Below are 16,505 nucleotides of genomic sequence, written 5' to 3'. Positions count from 1 at the left end.
TGGGGGTGGGGGGAGCGAATAAAGGAGGAAATCATATGAGCGGAAATAAACGAGAAACGGAAGTAACGGTTCCGCATCTTGCAGAAAGTCTCGTCTCAGCAACAATAGGCAAATGGCTCAAAAAGCCTGGTGATTACATAGAAGAATATGATGCGTTATGTGAGTTGATCACAGATAAAGTAACAACAGAAATGCCATCACCGATTGCAGGCCGATTAACAAAGCTGTTAGTTGATGAAGGTGTTACTGCTGCAGTAGGTGAGGCGATTTGTATCATTGAGGAGGCTGGTGGCAGCTCATCAGAGTCATCATCCATCCCTAATGCTGTAAGCCGTCCGGCTGGGAGTGCTGCTGTTCAGACCACTTCTCAGGCTTCTCAGGCAGATGAGAGCATGCGCAGCAGGTACTCACCGGCAGTGCTTAAGCTGGCGGCTGAGCAAGGAATACGACTTGAGGATGTTCGCGGCACCGGCTTGGGGGGGCGTATTACGCGCAAAGATATTGAAGCCTTCACTGCATCGGGCAACCCTATACGCACCGTCGCCGGTTCCGAACCAGTAAATGGAAGCAAATCTGCTCCTGCAATTGAAAGCGGGGATATATTTATTCCAAGCCAGCCAAAAGGACCTGTAAGATCGACGGGTATCCATCTATCGCATAACCCGCCTTTACCTAATATTGAGGTGGAAGGTCAAGAACTTGAAGGTCGTAGTGAATATTTGATCGATGTCACCCCGATCCGTAATATGATCGCGACTCGGATGCGCCAAAGCGTGACAGAAATTCCTCATGCCTGGACCATGATAGAAGTTGATGTCACTAATCTTGTATTGCTTCGGAATAAGCTTAAGGATGAATTTAAACAAAAAGAAGGCGTCAACCTAACCTATCTGTCTTTTATGCTTAAAGCAGTTGTAAGTGCGATTAAAGATTATCCAATCATGAACTCTGTTTGGGCCGTCGATAAAATAATTGTGAAGCGCGATATTAACATATCATTGGCAGTAGGGACCGAGGATTCTGTTATTACTCCCGTTATCAAAAAAGCGGATCAAAAAAATATAGCCGGTCTGGCTCGAGAAGTAGATGACTTATCTCGAAAGGCCAGAGCCGGCAAGCTGTCCCTTAATGATTTGCAAGGTGGAACCTTTACAGTGAATAATACAGGATCGTTCGGTTCTATTGCTTCATATCCGATCATCAACTATCCACAGGCCGCTATATTGACCTTTGAATCTATTGTCAAAAAGCCTGTTGTTATTCAAGATATGATAGCGGTTCGTTCTATGGCCAACCTATGCTTGTCCTTAGATCACCGTATTTTGGACGGAGTTATTTGTGGGCGATTCCTGCAGCGCGTCAAGGAAAACATGGAGTCTTATAATCAGGAATCCAAGTTGTATTGAGTTAGGGCGTTACATAAATAAATTAACGGTAAATAATAACGTTGATAACAGCATGGAAGCGATCATTAAGTAAATAATAACTTTAAACACTAGCTTGTTTCGCATCAAATTCAACTCCTCTTAGTGACAATTCAGTTGTTAGTAATACTATTTTAACTTAAAACGGGCATAGGAGGAAAGAGATGATTCAGGAAAAACGATTGGTGACCGAATTTATCGAGTTGGTGCAGGTGGATAGCGAAACCCGTTCTGAGCAGGAAATTAGCCGTGTGCTAAAGAAAAAGTTTACAGAGCTTGGTTTAAGTGTGGAAGAAGATGATGTTGCTGAGAAGATTGGACATGGCTCTGGCAATCTGATATGTACACTAGCTGCTACGACGGATGCCAAGGTATCGCGCATCTTTTTCACCTCACACATGGATACGGTGACTCCTGGTAAAGGGATTTTGCCTATCATAGGCGAGGATGGCATTATTCGAAGTGATGGTACGACCATTCTGGGCAGTGACGATAAAGCTGGCTTGGCTGCTATGCTGGAAGCGATTCGTGTCCTGAAGGAACAAAACATCAAACATGGACAAATTCAGTTTATCATAACCGCAGGCGAAGAAGCGGGGCTGAAGGGTTCAAGAGCGATGGATGCTAAATGGATGCAGGCTGATTTCGGATATGCTTTGGATTCCAATGGGGATATTGGAGATATCGCGGTAGCTGCACCTACACAAGCAAAGGTCAATATTGCGTTCACTGGACGTTCCGCTCATGCGGGAGTTAATCCTGAATCAGGAATCAGCGCGATTACGGTTGCCAGTAAAGCTATTTCACAGATGCAGCTAGGACGGGTTGATAGTGAGACAACGGCCAATATCGGCCGATTCGCCGGAGGGGTGAATGGTGCGACGAATATTGTAGTTGACCGTGTTGAGCTGGAAGCAGAGGCGCGCAGTATCGTTCAGGATAAGCTGGACCGCCAGCTGATTTCAATGCGCAAAGCTTGTGAGGATGCAGCAGCTATGATGGGTGCTCAGGTCGATTTCCAGAGCGAGATTATTTATCCGGCTTACATGTATGATTTGGAAGCGCCGGTCGTTAATTTGGCCGTGGAAGCATTGAAAAAAGTGGGCTGCACCCCAAGAACGTTCCATTCCGGTGGGGGTAGTGACGCCAATGTGTTTAATGGCATGGGGATACCAACAGTCAACTTGGCAGTTGGCTATGAACACATCCATACGACACAAGAGCAGATTGCGATTAAAGACTTGGTCAAAGTGACCGAGGTTGTTGTTCAAATTGTTAAAGAAGTTGCAGGAGCTTAAGGAGCAAGTCCGTAACAATTCACAAGCTTCATAAGTATCTGTTTGCAGGGCCTTCCGATAATTGGAAGGTCCTTTTTTTTCCTCCCTTCACCCCATCTTAACAAGCAGGAAAGAAGCATTTGGTTGATGCATACATTAAATGGAACGAATGTCGGAAGATTAATGGGGTGTTAAAGGTGATCGAATGGAAATTGGGGGTTGTTCAGCGTGTTGTTGTCGATGATTCTTGCGATTCCTTTGATTCGGAAGGAGGGGGGCTGCAGGAAGTTGAGGTGCTGATGGATGGCGGAGATGGCCAAACATTAGAAAAAGCTGTGCATTATACTGACAGTATGCCTGTCTTAGAAGCAGGAGATAAGGTGCTGCTTAATACGACAGCCGGATCTCTTCACTTGGGTACAGGGGGCGTTCACTTTGTGCATGCGATACTTTCAAAAAGCACATCAATCAATAATCGGCAGTCTGGCCATATTATGAAGCTTAGATACACTTCACTGCAGCGGTCAGTGCTTGCAGCAGAAGAGCCCTCAAGCCCTTATCACGAATTGTTCAGCAGCTCTGAGCAAGAATTGGATGGTATGCCTGTACTCGTAGGAGAACTGCACAGTATGCTGCCTGCTGCCGTTTGTTATTTACGGCAGTTGGATCATGGAGGGGAGAAGCCTCTTCGTATTGCTTATATCATGTCAGATGGAGGGGCGCTGCCGATTGCTTTTAGCAAACATGTGATTCAGCTCCGTAAGCTTGGTTGGCTTATTGGAACCATTACATACGGTCACGCATATGGAGGAGATATCGAAACCGTTAATAAATATACGGCTTTATTAGCAGCCAAGCATATACTGCATGCAGACCTAACCATAGTTACGATGGGACCTGGCTGTGTAGGAACGAACACACACTTGGGATTCAGTGGACTGGAGGTTGGCGAAATTGTTAATGCTGTTTCAGCGTTAAACGGGCAGCCCATCATTATCTCACGAATTAGCTTTGCGGATAAGCGGGAACGACATCATGGAATCAGCCATCATACATTAACCGTATTGCGTGAGATTGTTCAGGCTAACGTAATTGCAGCACTGCCCGAACTGGATGGTGAGGAAGGGGAGTGGTTGAAGCTTCAGATCGAGCGTGCTGGACTGATACATAAACATGGGCTGCATTGGCAATGGACGGCAGTCAGCCCCGATATCAATCATGAAGAAGCGCTCAGAGCATATTCAATGTCAATTACCTCAATGGGAAGGGAATTACATTCGGATCCTGTGTTTTTTGCTGGTGTTCAGGCTGCGGCCGCGGCTGCATGGAACTGTTTTCAGGGAAATAAGCAGCTTCGCCATCGAGATGAAGTAGATCTGTAGATTGCTTCTTATTTGCATAGCCCGTTTGTTCCGACAAAAATTCCAGCAAACTAACATCAGTTGTCCTGCGCTGCTGAGCTAGCTTTAAAAACCTCCGAATCTCCCACACACGTCCTACCAATCGAATTTGTCCTTCTGTCATATACGTTTTCATAGATTGTACCCCTTCTTTCCTGCAATGAATATCTTTGATACACCCTATGCGGAGCGAAGAGAGGTTATGACAAGCTGTTGCTATAAAAATAGTATTGCTGTTCGTATGGTATAATAGACAATAGTAAAAGAAGCTGCTTTAAACTTTAAACATAATTACCTGCCTAATAAATAAAGTAATCAACATTGGAAAAAGTTCTTTACAAAATTTTCAAGGAGGAATCTATAATGAATAAACCCGCATCTAACAAATATGAAGAAACGACGCTATCCTCTCAGCCTATTTTTCAAGGTCGCGTGGTTTCCTTGCAGGTAGATACCGTTAGACTGCCTAATGGAGAGACTGCTACTCGTGAAATAATTAGACATCCCGGTGCTGTGGCTGTACTTGCTCTGATAGAGGATCGCATGCTCGTGGTAGAGCAGTATCGAAAGGCTTTGGGTAAAAGTCAGGTGGAAATACCAGCAGGGAAGCTGGAGCCTGAAGAGGACTTGGTGGAGGCTGCTAAAAGAGAATTGGAGGAGGAAACTGGCTATCGCGCAGAATCTTTGAAGCACTTAAGCTCCTTCTATACTTCACCGGGGTTTGCAGATGAGATTCTTCACCTTTACGTGGCGGAGCATCTGGAAAAAGGAGAGGTTCATTTGGATGAGGATGAATTTCTGGACTGTGAAAGCATTACCCTGGAGCAAGCTCAGCAGTATATACGCGAACAGCGTATCAGTGACTCCAAAACGATAATGGCTGTGTATGCTTGGCAGCTTTACAAGCTGACAGGAAGCTTCTAGGATGGGACTGCACTCTTTTTATGCCGATTTGCACATTCATATAGGTCGAACAGAAGAAGGTCAGGCTGTAAAAATCAGCGCTTCCAATAACTTGACCTTTTACAATATTGCCCATGAAGCTTCAGAGCGTAAAGGCATGGATATTGTAGGCATCATTGACTGTCAATCCCCCGGCGTGCAGCGCGATATGCAGGCTTACCTGGATAGGGGAGAGATGGAGGAGCTACGGGGTGGAGGTATAAGGTATCACAATACAACCGTCATTCTAGGCAGTGAAATTGAAGTTCGGGACCCAGGGATGGGGGCAGCTCACTTATTGGCGTATTTGCCTAACCTCAGTGATATGCAGGAGTTCACCATCTGGATGGACAAGCATATGAAAAATGTTGGCTTAAGCTCACAGCGTATTTATGTTCCTGCGAAGGAGCTGCAGCAGGAGATAATAGGACGCGGAGGCCTGCTCGTACCTGCGCATATATTTACCCCTCATAAGAGTGTGTACGGCAGCAGCTCGACGCGAATGGAGCATTTGCTCGATTTGGATGGGATTGCAGCTGTTGAGCTTGGTTTAAGCTCTGATTCCGAAATGGCAGGCTATATATCCGAGCTGGATCGTTACACCTACTTAACTAACTCTGATGCGCATTCCTTGGCTAAAATTGGCCGCGAATACAATGTTCTGAAGCTGGAGGAGCCTAGCTTTGAAGAGCTGCGCAAAGCGCTGGCACGAGAGGATGGAAGAGAAGTGCAGGCCAATTACGGCCTGAACCCGAGGCTTGGCAAATACCACCGTACGTACTGCGCTGATTGCAGCTCTGTTCTGGATGAACAGGAGACGGCAGTGGAACGCTGCCTATACTGCGGCAGCAAACGGATTGTTCGAGGTGTGTTGGACCGAATCTTAAGTATTGCCGACCGTGATGCGGGACACCCGTTCGTACCCGATGACAGACCGCCTTATCACTACCAGGTGCCGCTGGAATATATACCTGGTCTAGGGCCCAAGAAGCTCCAGGCGCTACTTGAACGGTTCGGCACGGAAATGAACCTGCTTCATAAGGCTTCCTACGAGGAACTGGAACAAGCAGCTGGCTCCGTAGTTGCTGAATATATTGTGCAAGCCCGGGAGGACAAGCTATTGCTTCAGGTAGGCGGCGGAGGTAAATACGGTAAAGTAAGAGGCAGATAATGTCATAACCTAGAGAAGCTTCTCATATGCTTGTACTAATAGTGCAAGGGAGGCTGACCCACCATGAACCGTAACCGTTCGCTGCAGCTTTATATGAAGGAGCATCTGTCGCTTTACATCTTCGTAGGTATTATATTTATAACCGGTGTTGTTTTTGGAACTGTGATGGTCAACGCGTTGTCCTTTGAGCAAAAACAGGAGATTATGCGTTATTTGGGCAACTTTTTCTCAGCTGTGGAGCAAGGGGCTTTTAGTGATATTAAAGCGTCCTTTCAACAATCCTTTGCCCTGCATATCAAATGGATACTGATCATATGGGTGCTCGGTATGTCTGTAATCGGGTTGCCCTTGATATTAATTCTTGATTTTCTAAAGGGTGTATTGATCGGCTTTAGTGTAGGGTATTTAGTAGGACAGCTGTCTTGGAAAGGACTGTTGTTTGCTCTCGTTTCCATCGTTCCGCAAAATCTGTTTGTTATTCCGGCTCTGCTCATTTGCAGTGTAACGGCGATGGCCTTCTCAATCCATTTGGTTAAACATCGATTTATGACCCGCAAAGGGGCTTTCTATGAGCCTTTTATGCGGTATTCCTCAACCATTCTACTGTCGGGTGTATTATTGGCTGGAGTTGCGTTGTTTGAGGCCTACCTATCCCCGGTTATTATGAAATGGGTGACTCCGATGCTTATTACGATGGCCCCTTGAGCGTGATCTTCTTATTTGGATACAATGTAAAATTCTCATGGAGTTTAAACCGACAATCCTTGTGAGAAAAGATCAGCAGCTTACCTTATTATGTTTGACTTTCCAACTAAACCCGACCTATAATGTAAGATGAAGCCCAGCAAAATATTCGGCTTTTATTGTTGCAATTGGGCATAGGCTTACGTAGCAGGTTTTGTTTATTGCAAAGCCCGTAGGGGGAGGAACATGGAATCTCGCATTGATAAAATTAAACAGCAGCTCCAATCACAAGGCTATAAGTTAACTCCTCAGCGGGAAGCTACCGTCCGTGTGTTGCTGGAAAATGAAGAAGATCACCTTAGCGCTGAAGATGTATTTATGCTTGTTAAGGATAAAGCTCCCGAAATCGGTCTTGCCACTGTGTACCGTACGTTGGAATTATTAAGCGACCTGCATGTCGTGGAGAAAATGAATTTCGGCGACGGTGTAGCTAGGTATGACTTGCGAAATGACAGCACTCGTCATCATCATCACCATCTAATCTGTGTACAGTGCGGAGCAGTCGATGAAATAATGGAAGACTGGCTGGGGCATCTGGAGGAGCGCTTGGAACGCGAGTATCGTTTTCAAGTGTTGGATCATCGGCTTGATTTTCAAGGAATATGTCACCGCTGCAACGACAAAAACAAACCATAAAAACGAACAAAACCTTCAGCTTGTTTTAACAAGTTTGAAGGTTTTTTGTCATAGTATGTTTAATATCCGCTTTTGGAAAAGTAAGGAGTTATTTGCCTAATTTAATACCTAAAACATGATCTAGCGGGATAAAGCCGATATTTCTGCTATCCTTGCTGTTATTGCGGTTGTCTCCCATCACATAAAGATGTTTATCAGGTACGATATACTGCTGTGAGGATGTATAGTTCATTTGCTCGTTAAGATAAGGCTCGTTCAGCGGCTCGCCGTTACGGTAGACTTGATGATTTTTAAATTCCAGAACATCGCCGGGTTTACCGATGACTCGTTTAATATAAATAATTCGGTCATCTTTGTCAGATAAAAGGGAAACTAGTGGATGTTCCATGAGGTCGTCAAGCACGCTGCGGCTTCGGTCCACACGGCTGTCAATGATAACGATATCCCCATAGTCGGGCTCCAAGTGAAAGGTATGCGAAATTTTGGAGACAAAGATACGCTGCTCATCATGCAAGGTCGGGTCCATTGAATGCCCCAGCACATTGGTAGGCTGTAAAATAAATACACCGATTAAGAGAGCACAGGCAAAAGCAATTCCGATAGAGTATATCCAACTGCGTATTTCAGTAGTTATTTTTTTCATCCATAATCCCCCACACTACACATTTGTTTCATTTAAAAGTATAGCATGTTCTAATCCTAAATTTCAAAACCAGAGCTATAGGCTAATGCCTGGCGATTTTTGGAGTTGGTTCACTAGTAGGGACTGATTAATGTAATGGCCTTTTGGGGAAATTACCTGCAAAGGAAAGAAACTGAAAAGGGGAGCAGGCCATATGCAGAATATTACGGTAATCGGTGTTCCAAAGGAAGTGAAAAATAACGAAAACAGAGTAGCGTTAACTCCAGGAGGAGCGGGATTGCTGCTGCAGCATGGGCATAAAGTAATCATGGAAGCCGGTTCCGGTGAAGGGAGCGGTTTTTCAGATGATGATTATGTAAAAGTAGGCGCCATAGTGCTGGAGCAAGCAGCCGAGGTATGGGCTCAGTCGGATATGATTATGAAAGTTAAAGAGCCCCTGCCTTCTGAGTACGGATATTTTCGTGAGAACCTGACGCTCTTTACCTATCTTCACTTGGCAGCAGAGCCCAAGCTTACAGAGGCGCTAGTAAATAGTAAAGTGACAGGTATTGCCTATGAAACCATCCAGCTTCCAAACGGCAGTTTACCGTTGCTTACACCGATGAGCGAGGTAGCAGGAAGAATGTCGGTACAGGTTGGAGCACAGTTTCTGGAGCGGTTCTATGGCGGTAGAGGTATATTATTGGGCGGTGTCCCTGGAGTGCCTCCCGCGGATGTCATCATTTTGGGCGGAGGGATCGTAGGGACGAATGCTGCCAAAATGGCACTTGGACTCGGTGCGAATGTCGTCATTATCGATCGCAGCGCAGAGCGGCTGCGCTACTTGGATGATGTATTCCAAGGACGGATACGGACGCTTATGTCTAACCCGTACAATATAGCAAGCGCTGTTCAGAAGGCCGATTTATTAATCGGCGCAGTGCTGATCCCGGGAGCGAGGGCTCCGAAGCTGGTCACTGAGGATATGGTGAAACATATGAAACAAGGCTCCGTGATTGTTGATGTGGCTGTCGATCAGGGAGGCTCCATAGAAACGGTGGACCGGGTTACAACACATAACGACCCGGTTTACGAGAAGTACGGAGTCCTTCACTATGCTGTAGCGAATATGCCAGGCGCTGTGCCAAGAACCTCGACATTGGCACTCACCAACGTCACACTTTCTTATGCCTTGGAACTTGCTGACAAGGGGGTCATTCAAGCGCTCAGCACTCATGCAGATCTGCGTTTGGGGGTGAACACATTCATGGGTCATGTTACGCACCCAGCAGTCGCTGAAGCTGTGGGCTTACCCTATAGTAAAGTTGAAATACTGCTAACGCCATAGGCATTGTTCCAATCATAAAGCTGGTCCAATGATCATAGTCTAACTTTAAGAGAAGATGCTTTGTAAAATTGAGCAGACAGTAACAAAGCAAGTTTTTGCGTAAGCAAAAACTCTTAAGGAGGTACAGGCTGTGATCTTTAATATTAGAAGATGGATGGGGCGGTTCAAGTTTGTACTAGTATTTTGTGTGTTCACTTACGCGCTTTATCACATGCTAATCGTGATAACCCAATGGATTGAACCGACTCAACGCTACAAGGAACCGGCTGGAAAAGCAGTAAAGGTATTTCAAAATCAAGTGTCTATATCGGATCAAGGCTCTATGCGTGACCGCTTGAAATTGTTTTATTGGCTTGGAGAATAATAAGCTTTTGCGACTACAGCAGGATTCTGCCCTTTCATGTTGAATTTACTAGAGGATTACCTTAGTTGAGTATCCACGGATTGACATAGGAAGGGAAATCAGAATGAAAAACGAGCTGCAGTCATTCATCCATTTTTTATCTGATGAGCGGGGGTTGGCCCGAAATACGCTGGAATCCTATGAAAGGGATATTATCCAATATCTTAGCTTTCTTGAGGAGCAAGGCATTGAATCGCTTACAGATACAAAAAAAATACAAATATCCAGTTATTTAATGCATTTGAAACAATTAGGAAGGGCTGCTGCTACTCAGTCTCGTAATATGGTTTCGATCCGAGCGTTCTATCATTATTTGGTTCGCGAACGGAGAATACAGCAGGATCCTACGTTGTATATAGAAACACCTAAGCTGGAGAAAAGGGTACCCAATGTGTTAACGATCACAGAAGTGGAATCACTTCTAGATGCTCCTAATACTGAAGTACCCAACGGAATGCGAGATAAAGCCATGCTGGAACTGTTGTATGCCACAGGAATCCGGGTTTCCGAGTTGATCTACTTGGATGTTGAGAATGTGAATCTGGAGTTAGGATTTGTTCGTTGTGTCGGCACAGCACTGAAGGAGAGGATCATCCCTCTTGGAGGCATTGCTGCTGATTATGTCGCTTCCTATATCCAAATAATGCGCCCCCGACTTTTGAAGCATTCTGAGACAGAACAAGCATTGTTCATTAACCATCTGGGGACTAGAATTACCCGTCAAGGCTTCTGGAAAATCATCAAAAAATATGCGGCCGAGACACAGATCGTCAAAGAGATTACACCCCATACGCTCCGACACTCTTTTGCCGCGCATTTATTGGAGAATGGCGCAGATTTGCGTTCGGTACAAGAAATGTTAGGTCATGCGGATATTTCAACAACACAAATCTATACGCAAGTAACTCGCAGCAAAATGAAGGAAGTCTACGACCGTGCGCATCCAAGAGCCAAACGGTAGGGGTGTAGCTGAGATACATGCATTAGGCTCTTTCCGAGTATATGGAAGGGGCTTTTTTTGGCAGTTGCAATTGAAAATCGATTTTGCAAACCAGCGATCGTTTTGCGATAATACAATGGATAGTTATTACCAATAGGAGGTGGCTTGTTTGACCTTTCAACGTATATGTTTAATCGTATTGGATAGTGTAGGAATTGGTGAGCTTCCAGATGCCGAGGCATTCGGTGACAGCGGCTCACATACCCTTGGGCATATTGCAGAGACTGTTGCAGGATTTTCGCTTCCACATTTACAGCAGTTGGGAATTGGCAATATTGCCCCGCTTAAAGGAATTGAGCCATCTGAGCTGCCAGATGCTGCCTTTGGTAAAATGGCTGAGGTATCTGTAGGGAAAGATACAATGACGGGCCATTGGGAGATAATGGGCTTAAGAGTTCAAATACCGTTCAACGTGTTCCCGAATGGCTTCCCTAAAGAATTGATCGATCGTTTCGAGAAGGAGACCGGACGTAAGGTTATTGGCAATAAACCTGCTTCCGGCACGGAGATTTTGGATGAGTTAGGACAAGAGCAAATGAATACAGGAGCCTGGATTGTCTACACTTCGGCAGATAGTGTATTTCAACTGGCCGCTCATGAAGATATTATTCCTCTTGAGGAGCTATACCGAGCGTGTGAAATTGCACGCAAGCTGACGCTAGAGGAGCCTTACGCGGTTGGCAGGGTTATTGCGAGGCCTTATAATGGCCAACCTGGGGCATTCAAACGGACTCCTAACCGTCATGATTACGCGGTCAAGCCTCCTCAGCCTACCGTTATGAATCATTTGAAGGATGCGGGTCTAGACTGTATTGCGGTCGGTAAAATCAATGATATTTATTCTGGAGAAGGTATAACAGAAGCGAAGTCAACTAAAAGCAATTTGGATGGAATTCAAACGACCATTGATTTTTTGAAGAAGCCTTTTAAAGGGCTGTTATTTACCAATCTAGTTGATTTTGATTCCTTATATGGTCATCGTCGTGATCCTGAGGGTTATGCGAAAGCACTTGAAGAATTCGATGAGTGGCTCCCGCAAATCATGAATGAAATCGGACAAGATGACTTACTGATTCTAACTGCTGATCATGGGAATGATCCTGTTCATGCTGGAACCGACCACACTCGAGAGTATGTGCCGCTGCTAATATACAGCCCGCGCTTGAAGAAAGGGATATCCATTGGCATCCGGGAGACATTCGCTGATCTTGGGGCAACGATAGCTGATAATTTCGGCGTACAGAGCACAGGCAATGGCAGCAGCTTTTTAGGAAAGCTGTAATCTATTCAGTAGGGTGTGCGAAGGCAGTTCTGTTGCGAAAACTTATTTCAAGTCTTATGAAGCAAGTTTAATGCAAACTCAAAGGAGGATAAAACATGGAAGATAGATCGGTGCTCAACCATATTAAAGAGGCTGCTGCCTACATTCGGGCTCAATATGGAGCTACTCCGGAAATCGGAATGATACTTGGATCAGGACTTGGGGTTATTGCCGATTTAGTCGAACAGCCGACGGTGATCGCTTATAAGGATATTCCTAATTTCCCAGTTTCCACTGTCGAAGGACATGCAGGTGAGCTCTTGCTTGGAACGATACATGGCAAACAGGTGCTGTTGATGAAAGGCCGCTTTCACTTATATGAAGGATATGGAGTTGATGTGGTTTCTTTCCCAGTCCGAGTGATGAAAGAGCTGGGAGTTAAGAAATTGATTGTTACGAATGCTGCTGGTGGCGTTAATACCTCCTATGAAGTGGGAGATCTTATGCTGATTAAGGATCATATTAATTTCACCTTCTGCAATCCGCTAATTGGTCCGAATTTCAATGAGCTGGGTGTGCGATTCCCGGATATGTCTGAGGCCTACAGCCGCGGCTTGAGGAAGACAGCTCATGAGGTTGCCTCAGAGCAAGGAATTAAGCTCCAAGAGGGTGTTTATATCGGTCTGTTGGGTCCTTGCTATGAGACACCGGCTGAAATCCGTATGGTACGTACATTAGGTGCTGACGCAGTAGGAATGTCCACGGTGGCTGAGGTTGTGGTAGCCCGTCATGCAGGTATTGAGGTTCTAGGGTTTTCTTGCATAACTAACATGGCTGCAGGCATTCTTGATCAACCGTTATCCCATGCAGAGGTTATGGAGACGACAGAGCGCGTCAAGCCGAAATTCTTGAAATTGATTCTGGGTATTGTGGCTAAGCTAGACTAATTTCAAACTGTATCTTGGAAGGGGAACCGAATAGATTGGAAACTAATTACATACAACAAATTCAAGAAGCAGCGCAATGGATTCAGCAGCGCTTGCAAGGAAATGCACCACAGCTTGGACTTATTCTGGGCTCTGGGTTGGGCGATATGGCTGCACAAGTGGAAAATTCGACTATCATTCCGTACGACCAGATCCCCCATTTTCCGGTATCTACAGTAGAAGGTCATGCAGGTCAGTTTGTGATTGGTACGCTTGAGGGTAAGTCTGTTATTGTTATGCAGGGACGTTTTCATTATTATGAAGGCTATTCTATGCGAAAAGTCGTTTTTCCAATCTACGTTATGAAACAGTTGGGCATCCATACATTGGTTATTACGAATGCGGCAGGAGGTATGAACCGTGGCTTCCAAGCTGGTGATCTGATGCTTATCTCCGATCACTTAAATTTAACTGGGGATAATCCTCTCATCGGATTTAATCATTCAGAGCTTGGTTTACGCTTCCCAGATATGTCGGAGGCATATAGCCGCAGCTACCGCGAGTTGGCGAAACAAATTGCCGATGATATGCGCAATGAAGGTAAATCTATACGTCTTCAGGAGGGTGTGTACAGCGGCATCACCGGGCCTAGCTATTTGCCCCCTGCGGAGCTTACCATGCTGGCTCGCTTAGGCGGAGATGCCGTGGGGATGTCCACAGTCGGCGAAGTAGTTGCTGCGAGACATGCTGGACTTAAGGTGCTTGGAATCTCCTGCATTACCGATATGGCGATAGGCGAAGAATTAGAGCCTCTGACGCACGAACAGGTGGTAGCTGTAGCGAACAAGACGAAGCCTATGTTTATTGAGCTTGTACGGCGTTTTGTGGCTCAAGTAACTAATTGAGGTAAGGCAAGGGCAGCTGTAATTAATTTTAAGTAACGAGGACTGCTTTCTATCGATTCGGTAAATCGAGAGGAAGTAGTCTTTTTACTGTTGAAATTGACGAATATTACTCAAAAAAAGGGCACTGGACCATTTATTTTAACTTTATTGTGAAATAAACGTTGAAAACCATCGGAAAAAAGTCAAAAGTATGATATATTTATGGATGGATAAGAAAACAATAAATACTGACTTAAAAACGAAGGGTAGTCTTCAGCAGATTATTGCACCTTTTCTTTGTGAAGAACCATAAGATCAGCCATATTAACTAAATACTTCAAAAATAGATGGTTTAACAGAAAAGGGGAATTTGGAAAGTGAGAATCAATCTGAAATTTACTAATAAGGGTCAAGTGGCAATCGAGAATTTTAATAATGATGAGTTAATTGAAATATTCAGCAGATACATTAACACATTAACTAAGAAATACGCGGTTGATGCCACGGTTCCAGCTGAAACCAATCAGAATATTGCCGTAGATGGCTCGCTAAAAATTATACTTGAAAACGTTAATTGCGATGTGGACACATTTTTTAAAGAACTTGGCAGAGATATTAAAATTCCATTAAAGAAACGACTGGATGGGAAGTTAGATAATGTATTCAAAACAGAGGTCATTAAATAATAAATAGAGCTGCTCTTCTTCGGTTAAAAAACGGAAGGAGAGCTTTTTTTTCTAAAATTTAGAAAAAAATTAATGAAAAACTCATTTGTTTTTAATAAAAGATATAGGGATAAGGTTTATAATTAACGCATGTTCACAATTTTGACAAAAAAGATCGGAGTGATTGACATGGCACAGTTAAAAAGTTTTCTTTATGGTTTCTTCTTTGCTTTCATTTCTATAGGAGCCATTCCGTTCTTAGTCATTCAAAACTTTCTCGAGCAGCTCTAAGTCGTATAAATGTACGGTGCAGCGACTACTTTCATCGATCATCAATCGGGTGGAAGTAGTCTTTTTGTTGTTATAATGAGATTACATATATGGATCCAATAGAAGCTTACACTCCCAGGAGGAGATTTATGTGACCATTCAAATTCGTTACGCACAAATAGAAGATGTAGCCTCTATCCAATACGTAGCACATACAACATGGCATGTTACTTATAAAGGCATTATTCCTAAGAAAGTACAGCAGGATTTTCTTCGAATTGCATACTCCGATGGAAATGTGAGAAGAAGGATGGAGCGTTCTTTGCTTCTTGTTGCAAAAGATGAAACAGAGGGAGAGATCGTTGGATTTGCTAATTTTTCTAAATCAACGACCATTCAAGATGCTGCTGAACTGTGGGCCATTTATGTTGTTCCTGAATATCAGGGTCGAGGAATTGGTTCTGAGCTGATAGAAAAAGGCTTAGAGGATTTACCAGGAATAACTTGTTTATTTCTCAATGTGGAGCAGGAAAATTTGCCAGGAATAGCATTCTATATCTCGAAAGGGTTTAGTAAAGTGAATGATCTCGAAGAAACATTTAATGAATATACTTTAAAAACTACCAGAATGGTGTTGGATTTGGCTTGAGAAGAAAAACGGCTATCCTTATTTCTAAGGACGGCCGTTTTTTTGTGTTATTTACTTTTTTTTCGATTTTTTGGAGCCTTTGTCACTGGTGCGTGTTGTTGTATTTTGATTGCCGTGCCCTTGTTGTTTGTCCGACATGTGCGGGTTCACCTCCAAAGCAATAACAGAACTAAAAAGCTTTTTTAGTATGACTTGCAATTCTGTTGCATATACATGTGCAATCGGTAAAAAAATATATTAAGATGCATAATAGGACTGTAACACTGTGAGATATCGTGATATAATTAGGCAATAAGTACTACATTCGGTGTTAGGAAGTGACGACCATGAGTATTTTGATGGTGGCCAATTGTCCGGGGTGCGGCAAGGTCTTTCAAAAAAACCTGCGTAATTTGTGCATGAACTGCGTTAAATCGTTAGAGAATGAATTTGACGTTTGTTTTAATTATTTGCGCTGCAACCGGAAAGCAACGACTAGTCAGCTTAGCATTGAAACGGGCGTATCCCAGCAGCAAATTTTTACATGGATTAAGGACAGGCGCCTCCCTGCTAGTGATTACCCTAACTTAACCTATCCTTGTAATAGTTGCAACGGGCCTATCCGTCAGGAGCAAATGTGTTACCCTTGCCGCAGCAGGCTTAATAAGGAGATTAAAGAATTGCAGGACAAGGAGACTATACGCACCCAATCACAAGGCATTGGCTTCAGGAGCCGTACATTCCGTTATTAATAGGTACTTGTATCCCTGTGCGGCTTACGCATTGGGATTTTTGATTTTGTAAGGATATATGATAAAATGGCTTAGGTAACGAGAAAGTGGCACAAACTGTCACAAATTTTTCACCGGAATGCCTCAAATAGGAATAGGTAAAGCTCGTTTCT

General features: G+C 44.2%; 18 protein-coding genes. 16 read left to right on the top strand and 2 right to left on the bottom strand.

Annotated elements, in window-relative coordinates; all coding sequences use genetic code 11:
• The first annotated feature begins 35 nt into the window (after positions 1-35).
• On the top strand, positions 36-1,406 hold the full coding sequence (locus GC093_RS31435; protein WP_171655888.1) for a dihydrolipoamide acetyltransferase family protein: 1,371 nt from the start codon (positions 36-38) through the stop codon (positions 1,404-1,406).
• 9 nt (positions 1,407-1,415) lie between these two features.
• Here the strand turns inward: GC093_RS31435 and prli42 are convergent, their stop codons facing one another.
• A complete protein-coding gene (prli42, locus tag GC093_RS31430; RefSeq protein ID WP_171655887.1) occupies positions 1,416-1,511 on the bottom strand; it encodes a stressosome-associated protein Prli42 in 96 nt (31 codons plus the stop codon).
• Positions 1,512-1,588: 77 nt separating this feature from the next.
• On the opposite strand from prli42, the gene GC093_RS31425 reads away from it, so the two are divergent.
• The 6 genes from GC093_RS31425 (at position 1,589) to fur (ending at position 7,594) form a co-directional block, all read left to right on the top strand.
• Positions 1,589-2,722, top strand: coding sequence for a M20/M25/M40 family metallo-hydrolase (locus GC093_RS31425; protein WP_171655886.1), 1,134 nt, complete (start codon positions 1,589-1,591; stop codon positions 2,720-2,722).
• Positions 2,723-2,898: 176 nt separating this feature from the next.
• Positions 2,899-4,083, top strand: a complete 1,185-nt coding sequence (locus GC093_RS31420; RefSeq protein ID WP_171655885.1) for a DUF3866 family protein — start codon at positions 2,899-2,901, stop codon at positions 4,081-4,083.
• A 381-nt stretch (positions 4,084-4,464) separates the two neighbouring features.
• Positions 4,465-5,025, top strand: a complete 561-nt coding sequence (locus GC093_RS31415; protein ID WP_171655884.1) for an NUDIX domain-containing protein — start codon at positions 4,465-4,467, stop codon at positions 5,023-5,025.
• 1 nt (position 5,026) lies between these two features.
• Positions 5,027-6,214, top strand: coding sequence for an endonuclease Q family protein (locus GC093_RS31410; protein WP_171655883.1), 1,188 nt, complete (start codon positions 5,027-5,029; stop codon positions 6,212-6,214).
• 63 nt (positions 6,215-6,277) lie between these two features.
• Positions 6,278-6,919: a stage II sporulation protein M gene (gene spoIIM, locus GC093_RS31405; RefSeq protein WP_171655882.1), complete on the top strand. Its 642-nt coding sequence runs from the start codon at positions 6,278-6,280 to the stop codon at positions 6,917-6,919.
• 225 nt (positions 6,920-7,144) lie between these two features.
• Positions 7,145-7,594 (top strand): ferric iron uptake transcriptional regulator, encoded by a 450-nt coding sequence (gene fur, locus GC093_RS31400; RefSeq protein WP_171655881.1) that lies wholly within the window; start codon positions 7,145-7,147, stop codon positions 7,592-7,594.
• 88 nt (positions 7,595-7,682) lie between these two features.
• On the opposite strand, the gene lepB is transcribed toward fur, so the two are convergent.
• Positions 7,683-8,237: a signal peptidase I gene (lepB, locus tag GC093_RS31395; protein WP_171655880.1), complete on the bottom strand. Its 555-nt coding sequence runs from the start codon at positions 8,235-8,237 to the stop codon at positions 7,683-7,685.
• 193 nt (positions 8,238-8,430) lie between these two features.
• Here lepB and ald point away from each other — a divergent pair, with 193 nt between their 5' ends.
• The 9 genes from ald to GC093_RS31350 all read left to right on the top strand — a co-directional run bounded on the left by ald (position 8,431) and on the right by GC093_RS31350 (position 16,353).
• The gene (gene ald, locus GC093_RS31390) at positions 8,431-9,564 is read left to right on the top strand and encodes an alanine dehydrogenase (protein WP_171655879.1); all 1,134 of its coding nucleotides are present in this window, start codon (positions 8,431-8,433) and stop codon (positions 9,562-9,564) included.
• 130 nt (positions 9,565-9,694) lie between these two features.
• Entirely contained in the window at positions 9,695-9,928 is a 234-nt protein-coding gene (locus GC093_RS31385; protein ID WP_312886646.1) for a DUF4227 family protein, read from the top strand.
• Between the two features lie 103 nt (positions 9,929-10,031).
• On the top strand, positions 10,032-10,928 hold the full coding sequence (gene xerD / locus GC093_RS31380; RefSeq protein ID WP_171655878.1) for a site-specific tyrosine recombinase XerD: 897 nt from the start codon (positions 10,032-10,034) through the stop codon (positions 10,926-10,928).
• Between the two features lie 148 nt (positions 10,929-11,076).
• Positions 11,077-12,249: a phosphopentomutase gene (gene deoB / locus GC093_RS31375; protein ID WP_171655877.1), complete on the top strand. Its 1,173-nt coding sequence runs from the start codon at positions 11,077-11,079 to the stop codon at positions 12,247-12,249.
• Between the two features lie 95 nt (positions 12,250-12,344).
• A complete protein-coding gene (locus GC093_RS31370) occupies positions 12,345-13,175 on the top strand; it encodes a purine-nucleoside phosphorylase (RefSeq protein WP_171655876.1) in 831 nt (276 codons plus the stop codon).
• A 35-nt stretch (positions 13,176-13,210) separates the two neighbouring features.
• Entirely contained in the window at positions 13,211-14,059 is an 849-nt protein-coding gene (locus tag GC093_RS31365) for a purine-nucleoside phosphorylase (protein WP_171655875.1), read from the top strand.
• A gap of 356 nt (positions 14,060-14,415) precedes the next feature.
• Entirely contained in the window at positions 14,416-14,724 is a 309-nt protein-coding gene (locus GC093_RS31360; RefSeq protein WP_171655874.1) for a hypothetical protein, read from the top strand.
• Between the two features lie 400 nt (positions 14,725-15,124).
• The gene (locus GC093_RS31355) at positions 15,125-15,622 is read left to right on the top strand and encodes a GNAT family N-acetyltransferase (RefSeq protein WP_171655873.1); all 498 of its coding nucleotides are present in this window, start codon (positions 15,125-15,127) and stop codon (positions 15,620-15,622) included.
• A 326-nt stretch (positions 15,623-15,948) separates the two neighbouring features.
• Positions 15,949-16,353, top strand: coding sequence for a flagellar protein (locus tag GC093_RS31350; protein ID WP_171655872.1), 405 nt, complete (start codon positions 15,949-15,951; stop codon positions 16,351-16,353).
• Positions 16,354-16,505: the final 152 nt, after the last annotated feature.

The organism is Paenibacillus foliorum (assembly GCF_013141765.1).
GTDB classification, from domain to species: Bacteria; Bacillota; Bacilli; order Paenibacillales; family NBRC-103111; genus Paenibacillus_S; species Paenibacillus_S foliorum.
The sequence above is the reverse complement of the archived record's forward strand: the minus strand, read 5'-3'. Positions and strand labels throughout refer to the sequence as shown.

What these genes read in the sequence shown, in the direction of transcription:
- spoIIM (WP_171655882.1), top strand. Translation starts at nt 6,278, where the DNA reads ATGAACCGTAACCGTTCGCTGCAGCTTTATATGAAGGAGCATCTGTCG.
- prli42 (WP_171655887.1), bottom strand. Translation starts at nt 1,511, where the DNA reads ATGCGAAACAAGCTAGTGTTTAAAGTTATTATTTACTTAATGATCGCT.
- GC093_RS31425 (WP_171655886.1), top strand. Translation starts at nt 1,589, where the DNA reads ATGATTCAGGAAAAACGATTGGTGACCGAATTTATCGAGTTGGTGCAG.
- xerD (WP_171655878.1), top strand. Translation starts at nt 10,032, where the DNA reads ATGAAAAACGAGCTGCAGTCATTCATCCATTTTTTATCTGATGAGCGG.
- GC093_RS31415 (WP_171655884.1), top strand. Translation starts at nt 4,465, where the DNA reads ATGAATAAACCCGCATCTAACAAATATGAAGAAACGACGCTATCCTCT.
- lepB (WP_171655880.1), bottom strand. Translation starts at nt 8,237, where the DNA reads ATGAAAAAAATAACTACTGAAATACGCAGTTGGATATACTCTATCGGA.
- GC093_RS31370 (WP_171655876.1), top strand. Translation starts at nt 12,345, where the DNA reads ATGGAAGATAGATCGGTGCTCAACCATATTAAAGAGGCTGCTGCCTAC.
- GC093_RS31435 (WP_171655888.1), top strand. Translation starts at nt 36, where the DNA reads ATGAGCGGAAATAAACGAGAAACGGAAGTAACGGTTCCGCATCTTGCA.
- fur (WP_171655881.1), top strand. Translation starts at nt 7,145, where the DNA reads ATGGAATCTCGCATTGATAAAATTAAACAGCAGCTCCAATCACAAGGC.
- ald (WP_171655879.1), top strand. Translation starts at nt 8,431, where the DNA reads ATGCAGAATATTACGGTAATCGGTGTTCCAAAGGAAGTGAAAAATAAC.
- GC093_RS31410 (WP_171655883.1), top strand. Translation starts at nt 5,027, where the DNA reads ATGGGACTGCACTCTTTTTATGCCGATTTGCACATTCATATAGGTCGA.
- GC093_RS31350 (WP_171655872.1), top strand. Translation starts at nt 15,949, where the DNA reads ATGAGTATTTTGATGGTGGCCAATTGTCCGGGGTGCGGCAAGGTCTTT.